Annotated in this window: 9 protein-coding genes; 6 read left to right on the top strand and 3 right to left on the bottom strand. The window is 69.7% G+C overall.

Annotation, left to right across the window (positions count from 1 at the left end; genetic code table 11):
* From MFF54_RS21620 to MFF54_RS21610, 3 genes are all read left to right on the top strand, one after another.
* Positions 1-266: histidine phosphatase family protein (locus MFF54_RS21620; protein WP_238306325.1), on the top strand; the 266-nt coding region annotated here is incomplete at its 5' end.
* Positions 263-1,048, top strand: a complete 786-nt coding sequence (locus MFF54_RS21615; protein WP_238306324.1) for a TIGR04290 family methyltransferase — start codon at positions 263-265, stop codon at positions 1,046-1,048. The genes MFF54_RS21620 and MFF54_RS21615, both read left to right, overlap by 4 nt.
* On the top strand, positions 1,045-1,938 hold the full coding sequence (locus tag MFF54_RS21610; protein WP_238306323.1) for a glycoside hydrolase 5 family protein: 894 nt from the start codon (positions 1,045-1,047) through the stop codon (positions 1,936-1,938). The genes MFF54_RS21615 and MFF54_RS21610 overlap by 4 nt, the downstream gene beginning before the upstream one ends.
* Before the next feature lie 13 nt (positions 1,939-1,951).
* On the opposite strand, the gene dapE is transcribed toward MFF54_RS21610, so the two are convergent.
* On the bottom strand, positions 1,952-3,139 hold the full coding sequence (gene dapE, locus MFF54_RS21605) for a succinyl-diaminopimelate desuccinylase (protein ID WP_238306322.1): 1,188 nt from the start codon (positions 3,137-3,139) through the stop codon (positions 1,952-1,954).
* A 224-nt stretch (positions 3,140-3,363) separates the two neighbouring features.
* Between dapE and MFF54_RS21600 the strand changes: the two genes are divergently transcribed.
* On the top strand, positions 3,364-3,675 hold the full coding sequence (locus MFF54_RS21600) for a PilZ domain-containing protein (protein WP_238306321.1): 312 nt from the start codon (positions 3,364-3,366) through the stop codon (positions 3,673-3,675).
* On the opposite strand, the gene MFF54_RS21595 is transcribed toward MFF54_RS21600, so the two are convergent.
* A complete protein-coding gene (locus MFF54_RS21595) occupies positions 3,626-5,944 on the bottom strand; it encodes an amylo-alpha-1,6-glucosidase (protein WP_238306320.1) in 2,319 nt (772 codons plus the stop codon). The genes MFF54_RS21600 and MFF54_RS21595 overlap by 50 nt on opposite strands.
* A gap of 187 nt (positions 5,945-6,131) precedes the next feature.
* On the bottom strand, positions 6,132-7,265 hold the full coding sequence (locus MFF54_RS21590) for a glycosyltransferase family 4 protein (protein ID WP_238306319.1): 1,134 nt from the start codon (positions 7,263-7,265) through the stop codon (positions 6,132-6,134).
* A 380-nt stretch (positions 7,266-7,645) separates the two neighbouring features.
* Between MFF54_RS21590 and rpmI the strand changes: the two genes are divergently transcribed.
* Positions 7,646-7,849: a 50S ribosomal protein L35 gene (gene rpmI, locus MFF54_RS21585; RefSeq protein ID WP_056244427.1), complete on the top strand. Its 204-nt coding sequence runs from the start codon at positions 7,646-7,648 to the stop codon at positions 7,847-7,849.
* A gap of 53 nt (positions 7,850-7,902) precedes the next feature.
* Positions 7,903-8,274 (top strand): 50S ribosomal protein L20, encoded by a 372-nt coding sequence (gene rplT / locus MFF54_RS21580; protein WP_066926412.1) that lies wholly within the window; start codon positions 7,903-7,905, stop codon positions 8,272-8,274.
* Positions 8,275-8,324: the final 50 nt, after the last annotated feature.

Genomic DNA, 8,324 nt, shown 5'->3' with positions numbered 1-8,324 from the left:
GCGGCAGCGCCCGCCCGCCCGAGGGCGAGAGCGCTGCCGAGATCGCCGCCCGGATGGGCGCCCTGCTCGACCGGTTCCGGGAGGACGGGCCGCCCGTGATCCTGGTGAGCCACGCCGAGCCGATCCGGGTCGCCGGGCTCACGCTGCTCGGCCTCGGGCTCGACGCCTACGACAGCCTCGCGCTGTCGCCCGCCGGGCTCTGCGAGTTCGCGCTCTGGCCCGGCGGCGGCCGACTCGTCGCCTGGAACGAACGGAGCCCCGCATGAGTGCCGCCGCCCCGAGCCCGGCGGATGCCCGGGCGGCGCTCGCCTGCGAGATCGCCGCGCTGGCGCCCTGGTTCCACAACATCGCGATCGACGGGATCGCGACCGCGCCCGACCATTTCCTCGGCGACTACCCGGCGGTGAAATGGGCCCGCTTCGCGCACGCGATCCCGCAGGATCTCACCGGCCGCAGCGTGCTCGACATCGGCTGCAACGCCGGCTTCTACAGCCTGGAGATGAAGCGGCGCGGGGCCGCACGCGTCCTCGGGCTCAATTCGGACGAGCATTACCTCGCGCAAGCGCGCTTCGCCGCCGCCCGGCTCGGGCTCGAGGTCGAGTTCCGCAACCTCTCGGTCTACGATGTCGGGGCGCTGGCCGAGCGCTTCGACGTGGTGCTGTTCATGGGGGTGCTCTACCACCTGCGCCACCCGCTGCTCGCCCTCGACCTGATCCGTGAGCACGTCGCGGCCGACCTCTTCGTGTTCCAGTCGATGCTGCGCGGCTCGCCCGCGATCGAGCCCCTGGCCGAGGATTACGACTTCTGGGACATGGACCCGTTCGAGCGCCCCGGTTTCCCGCGGCTGCACTTCGTCGAGCGCGAATACGCGCATGACTGGACCAACTGGTGGATCCCCAACCGCGCCGGCATCGAGGCGATGCTGCGCGCCGCGGGCTTCCGCATCGAGAGCCGGCCGGAGGCCGAGGTCTATATCTGCCGCAGCGCCCCGCTCCCCTACGCGCCGGGGGCGGTCTATCCGGCACGCGCTGCCGAGGGAGCCCGATGATCGAAGCCGTGATGCTCTGGAACGAGCCCAACAACAAGTCGCACTGGGATCCGGAGCTCGACCCCGACTGGATGCTCTTCGCCGAGATGGTGAAGGGGGCCGCCCGCGCGATCCGCGAGGTCAACCCGACCCTGCCGCGGGTGCTCGGCGGCATCTCGCCGATCGACCCGGTCTTCATCCGCAACATGGCGGCCCGCGGCGTGCTGGAGCACCTGGAGGCGGTGGCGGTCCACGGCTTCCCGCTCGACTGGAACCTCTGGCAGATTCACGAATGGCCCGGGAAGATCGCCGAGATCCGGGCGGTCACCGCCCTGCCCGTCTGGGTCTCGGAGGTCGGCGTGTCGAGCTTCGGTGCCGAGGAGGTCCAGGCCTGGGGCTGCGGCCGCACCGCGGAACTCCTCAAGGGGGAGGCCCCGCGCATCCACTGGTACAGTCTCTACGATCTGCCGCGGGAATGGGAGGCCACGACCCGCCACAAGGAGGCCGAGGGCTCCTCCTACTACCGCCACTTCCATATGGGCCTGCTGCGCCAGGACGGCACGCCGAAGCTGGCGCTGGAGGAATTCGCCCGGCACACGCCGGATCTCGGCCTGTGCCAGTGGTTCCACTTCGAGGACCACCGCCTCGACGCGGCGGTCGACTGGATGCGCCGCCTCGGCGTGACGCATCTGCGCACCGGCCTCTCCTGGGCCGACAGCTTCCGGCCGAACGCCCTCGACTGGTTCGACCGCCAGATGGCGGCCCTGCAGGACTTCTCGGTGACGCTGACCTTCTGCTTCACGCCCGAACACCGGGGCATCAGCCCGCACCACACCAGCCCGCCGCTCGACCCGGCCGAGTACGCCGCCTTCTGCGCCGAGATGGTGCGCCGCTACGCGCCGGCGGGCTGAGCCCCCCGGCCGGTCAGCGCGCAAAATACGCCGCCAGCACCCGGCGGTAGATCGCGGTGAGCCGCTCCAGGTCGGCGACCGCCACGCACTCGTCGACCTGATGCATGGTCTCGCCGACGAGGCCGAACTCGATGACCGGGCAGGCGTCCTTGATGAAGCGCGCGTCCGAGGTGCCGCCGGTGGTCGAGAGCGCCGGGCGGCGGCCGGTCTCGGCCAGGATCGCGTCGGAGACGAGGTCCACGAAGGCGTCGGGTTGCGTCAGGAAGGCCGGGGAATTCGAGGGCAGCAGATCGAGGCTGAACCGCACCGCGTTGCCCGCCGCCCGCTCCAGGCGCGCCCGGATCTCGGCGCCGAGCGTCTCGGCCGTCCACGTGTCGTTGAAGCGGATGTTGAACGTGGCCCGTGCCTCGGCCGGGATCACGTTGGTGGACGGGTTGCCGACGTCCAGCGTGGTGAATTCGAGGTTCGAGGCGTCGAAATGCGCGGTGCCGGTGTCGAGCGGTTCGGCGAGCAGGGCGGCGGCGAGGCGCAGCATCCCGGGGATCGGGTTCTCGGCCCGGTGCGGGTAGGCGACGTGGCCCTGGCGCCCGTGCACGGTGATCCGGCCCGTCAGCGAGCCGCGCCGGCCGATCTTGATCATGTCGCCGAGTGCTGCCGGGTTCGTCGGCTCGCCCAGCACGCAATGGTCGAAGCGCTCGCCGCGCGCCCGTGCCCAGTCGAGGAGCTTCACCGTGCCGTTGACCGCCGGCCCCTCCTCGTCGCCGGTGATCAGGAAGGCGATCGAGCCCGCCGGCCGGCCGTGCGCGCGCAGATGAGCCAGCGTCGCGGCGAGCCAGCAGGCGATGCCGCCCTTCATGTCGGCGGCGCCGCGCCCGTAGAGCATCCCGTCCGCCACCTCGCCGCCGAACGGGTCGTGCCGCCAGGAGCCCGCGTCGCCCGGCGGCACCACGTCGGTGTGTCCGGCGAAGACGAGGCAGGGCGCCGCGGTGCCGAGCCGAGCGTAGAGGTTCTGGATGTCCGGCGTGCCCGCCTCCGAGAAGACCGGGCGCTCGACCGCGAAGCCCGCGTCGCCCAGCACGCGGGCCAGCAGGTCGAGCGCGCCGCCCTCCTCCGGCGTCACGGAGGGGCAGCGGATCAGGGCCTGGGCGAGGGCGAGGGCGTCGGGGGGCGTTGCAGGGCCTGACAGGGCGGTGTCTGACATGGCGGGGTCTCGCGGAGCGGCCATCGCGGGGTCCCGCTCCTCTAAGGGAGGCGTTTTCGCGGGGAAACCGCGAAAACGCGGGTATCGGTGCAAGCCCGGCTTTACAGCCGCCGTGCTGTGACGGACGGACCGACCGCACCACGACCACCCCGCCATCCATGACTGCCCCAGCTGCTGGCGCGAGCCGCGATCCCTCCGACCCGAGCCGGGATCCGAGCCAGGATATGAGCCGGCGCGTAGCCACGCGCGTCCCGGCCATGATCCCGGCCTCGGCCCTGCTGCCGGACGGCACCGTGCAGGTCTGCGTGATCCGCGACATCTCGACGGGCGGCGCGCGGCTGTCGATCGCCCGCCGTCACCCGCTCGCCGAGACGTTCCGGCTCCAGATCGCCCGCTTCGATCAGCCGTTCCGGGTCCGCCGGGTCTGGCAGCGGGGCGACTTCGCGGGGGTGATGCTGGAACTCGGCCAGAGCGCGGAGGCCGATCCTACTTCACCGTCGCCACCTGGGCGTCCCCCGTCCGGCGCAGGACGCTGACCGTCACGTCGTCCTGATGGCGCTGCAGGCGCAGATCGAGGCGGCTCTCCCCGAGCTTCAGGTTGTAGATCGAGATCCCGTCGAGGAAGGGCGGCAGGATCGGGTTGCGGAAGCGGACGCGGTTGCGCCCGTGGTCGAGCTCCATCCCGAGGCAGGCGGCCAGGAAGGCGAAGGGCGCGGCCGCTGCCCATGCCTGCGGGCTGCAGGCCACCGGATAGGAGACCGGCCCGCGCTGGCGCCGCCGCATGAAGCCGCAGAACAGCTCCGGCAGGCGCTTCGCATCCTGGTAGAGCGAGGTCTCGAACATGCCCTGGAAGATGCGCGCCGCCTCAGGCTTCAGGTCGTAGCGCGCCAGACCCATCGCGATCATCGCGTTGTCGTGCGGCCAGATCGAGCCGTTGTGGTAGGACATCGGGTTGTAGCGCGCCTCGCCGCGGGCGATCGTGCGCACGCCCCAGCCGTTGAACCCGTCCTTCGAGAGCAGGTTCTCGGCGACCCGCGCCGCGCGCTCGGGGAGCGCGATGCCGGTGAAGAGCGCGTGGCCGGCATTGGACGAGCGCACCGCGCACTGCTTCTTCGCTCCGTCGAGCGCGAGCGCGTAGGTGCCGATCTCCTCGTTCCAGAAGGCCGCGTCGAACTTCTCGCGCAAGGTACGCGCCTCGTGGGTCAGCGTCTCGGCGAGCTCGTCGTGGCCCAGCAGGCTTGCCAGCTTCGCCATGCCGTTCTTGGCGGCGTAGACGTAGCCCTGCACCTCGCAGAGCGCGATCGGGCCCTTGGCGAGCTGCCCGTCCGTGTGGAAGATCGAGTCGTGGCTGTCCTTCCAGCCCTGGTTCTCCAGCCCCTTCTCGGTGTCGCGGGCGTACTCCACGAAGCCGTCGCCGTCCCGGTCGCCGTAACTGTTCATCCAGGTGAGCGCGAGTTCGAGCGCCGGCCAGATCTTCGCGATCGTCTCTCGGTCACCGGTGACGGAATAGTACTCCCAGGCCAGCATCACGAAGAGCGGCGTGCCGTCGATCGTGCCGTAATAGTGCCGGAACGGCACCTCCCCGAGCATCGCCATCTCGCCGCGGCGCGTCTCGTGCAGCACCTTGCCGGGTTGGGCGTCGGCGGCCGGGTCGACCGCCTTGGCCTGAGTCGAGGCAAGGTAGCGCAGCACGCCCTTGGCGAAGTTCGGGTCGATCCAGAGGGTCATCATCGCCGTGATGATGCCGTCGCGCCCGAACACCGTGGAGTACCAGGGGATGCCCGCGAAGGGGTAGATGCCCTCCGGCGTGCGGCTCGCCAGCATGTAGAGGTCGGCGGTCGCCCGGCAGGCGCCCTCGTTGAACTGGTCGTTCGACGAGATGATCGTGGTGATGCCGGCGGTCAGCGCCCGCTGGTCGCGCCGCGTGTCGCGGTAGGCGCGGGCGAAGATCGTGCCCTCGGACAGGCCCTTCGGCGGCTTGGGCGCGCTGCTGCCGGCGGCGAGCGAGAGCTTGGCGGCGGCGTCCTCGCCGACCTGCTCGGCCGCGGGCGCGCTGGTGAAGGCCTTGTGCGCCTCGAAGACCACGCGGATGAAGAGCGAGCAGCGCCCGCCCGGCGGCAGGGAGACCTCGAACACGGCGCGGCCCGGCTCCAGGCTCTTCGGCGTCGGGCCGAAATGGAGCGAGGTCGTGCGCACGATCTCGTCGAGGCCGACATAGCGGAACTGCACCTCCGTGCCGCTCGCCACCTGGACGGCGCGCTTGCCCCGCCTCGGTCGATCGGTGCCGCGCACCTCGAACAGGTCGCGGTAATCGGCGTCGAACGCGACCGCGATCTTCAGGGTGCGATGGCGCGAATCGTAGGAGCGCAGGCCGATCCGGTCGTAGCAGGCGCCCCGGAACAGGAACTTGGTGCGCTCGATGGCGATCACCTCGCGGGGGATCGTCGTCTCGTCATGCGCGTCGAGGCGGATGTCGGGCGTCGTCATGTCGACGCTGAGCGCCCCGTTGTCGTCCTGCATCACGGAGGACAGCATCATGGGGCGCTGGTCCTCGACGGTGAGTTCGAGGCGCGAGAGGTAGCGCGTGTCCTGGAAGTAGAGCCCCTCGGGGCCGGGCTGCACGCCGATATCGCCGTAGGCGTCGAGCACCCCGAAGGATTCGCCGAACTTGAGGGAGCGCAGAGGCCGCTCCGTCAGCGAGGTCTGCGCCTCGATATGGTAGGGCGGCAGCACCTCGTCTGCGTCCTGGAAGCCGCGCAGGGCCGCCTGCGTCACCGCTTGCACCTTCGTCACGCTCTCCGCCATGCGCTCAGCTCTCCGGTTCGGGTGATGTCGAGGATGCGAATCGACAGGGCCGCCGCATCGGGCGATGCGGCGGCCCTCGTGACCGTCTGAGTTAGGCGGTTCCGCGGCGCCTGCCAGGGCGAATCGCACCCTGGCGGACCTCTTTGCGAGACCTGTGCCGCGCGGATCGTCAGACCGGCACCGGTCGTCAGACCGGCATCGCGGCGACCGAGATGCCCGGGCGCGCGGTGCCGTTGAGGTCGCCGAGGTTCGGCGTGAAGGCGGCGGCCTTCGGCATCCGGATCACCTCGCCCTGGCGGGCGATCAGCTGCTCGTAGGCGGCCACGTACTTCTTCACCATGCACTCGGCCGTGAAGGCGGTCTCGAAGTGACGGCGGACGCCCGCGCGGCTCATGGTCTTGACCTTGGCGACCGCGGCGACCGCGTCGTCCATGTCATCGCAGAGTACGCCGCCGACGCCGTCCTTGATGACCTCGGGGACCGAGCCGTTGCGGAAGGCGATCACAGGCGTGCCGGCCGACATCGCCTCGATCATCACCAGGCCGAAGGGCTCCGGCCAGTCGATCGGGAAGGCGAGCGCCAGCGCGTTGCCGAGGAAGTCCTTCTTCTGCTCCTCGTTGATCTCGCCGATATACTCCACCAGCGGGTGGTGGATCATCGGCTCGATCACCTCGTCCCAGTACTCCTGGTCGGCCTTGTCGACCTTGGCGGCGATCTTCAGCGGCGTGCCGGAGCGGATCGCCATCTCGATCGCGCGGTCCGGGCGCTTCTCAGGGGAGATGCGGCCCAGGAAGGCAAGGTAGCCGCCCTTCGACTCGGGGTAGAACGGGCAGTTCTCCTTCGGCAGGCCGTGGTGGATCGTCGAGATCCAGTTCACGTCCGGCGGCATCGGCAGGCGCTGGTTGTCGGAGATCGAGACCAGCGGCATGCCCGTGAAGGTGCGGTAGACCGGCATGAAGTCCGGCACGTCGAGGCGCCCGTGCATCGTGGTGACGCACTTGTGGTTCAGGTCCTCGAACATCGGGTACTGAAGCAGGTCGATGTGGAAGTGCAGGATGTCGAACTCGTGCGCCCGGCGATGAACCTGGTGCAGCATCGCGAGGTGGCTCGCCGTGTGGTCGCGGTAGCCGAGTAGGCGCAGGCCCTCCGGCGTGCAGGCGGCGAGCTTGGCGCTCGTCTGCGAGTCGCCGCTGGCGAACAGGGTGACGTCATGGCCCTGGCGGACCAGCTCCTCGGTGATCCAGCTGACGACGCGCTCGGTGCCGCCGTAGAACTTCGGGGGCACGGCCTCCGAGAGCGGGGCGATCTGGGCAATGCGCACGAAAGTGTCTCCTGTGAAGGCCGGAATGTTACGGGGATCTAACCCGGTCGGGCCTGAGTGGGACATGAACAGAACGGACGGCCAAGGTTTATGGTTCCGCACTGCCGCGCCCGTCACGGGTGTTTTGTGCGCCGCGCAACGCCCTCCCCGCTTTCCCCGCAGCGCGGGGCGCCCTACCCTCTGGAGCTTGGCCGCCGTTTCCTGAACGCCGGACGGCCGCGCGCCCATTGATGCGGCGTTCCGTTTCTGTCATAAGCCGCCCCGCGTCGAACCGCCCGGCCGTAGGGCTGCCGTGGCGGCTCGTGCTGCTCCACCAGAAGCAACTTCGCGCAAACCTCCCCGGATCTCCGGACGGAGGGCATTGCGCATCGGAGAGCCAAATGCCCAAGCTGAAGACCAAGTCGGGCGCCAAGAAGCGCTTCAAGATCACCGGCACCGGCAAGGTGATGTACGCCCAGGCCGGCAAGCGCCACGGGATGATCAAGCGGACCACGAAGCAGATCCGCAACCTGCGCGGCACCACGACCCTGTTCGAGGGCGACGCCGCCAACGTGAAGAAGTACTTCCTGCCCAACCAGCGGTAAGTCCTTCACCGCCGTACGCGATCTGTCTTTCTAGAAGTCCAGGAGATACCCCCATGGCCCGCGTCAAGCGCGGCGTGACGAGTCACGCGAAGCACAAGAAGGTTCTGAAGGCCGCCAAGGGCTACTACGGCCGCCGCAAGAATACGATCCGCATCGCCAAGCAGGCGGTCGAGAAGGGCATGCAGTATGCCTACCGCGACCGCAAGAACAAGAAGCGCACCTTCCGCGCCCTCTGGATCCAGCGCCTCAACGCCGCGGTCCGTGAGCACGGCCTCACCTACTCGCGCTTCATCGACGGTCTGGCCAAGTCCGGCATCGTCGTCGATCGCAAGGCGCTCTCGGAGCTCGCCATCCACGAGCCGGCGAGCTTCGCCGTCGTCGTCGAGAAGGCCAAGGCCGCTCTCCCGGCCGCCAAGGCTGCTTGATTTCGAAGGCCGCCTGAGCCCGATCCGCATCATCCGGTGCAGTCAAGGCG

It is taken from the genome of Methylobacterium gregans (genome assembly GCF_022179245.1).
Taxonomy (GTDB): domain Bacteria; phylum Pseudomonadota; class Alphaproteobacteria; order Rhizobiales; family Beijerinckiaceae; genus Methylobacterium; species Methylobacterium gregans.
Note: the sequence above shows the minus strand (reverse complement) of the source record. Positions and strands in the feature narration are given on the sequence as shown.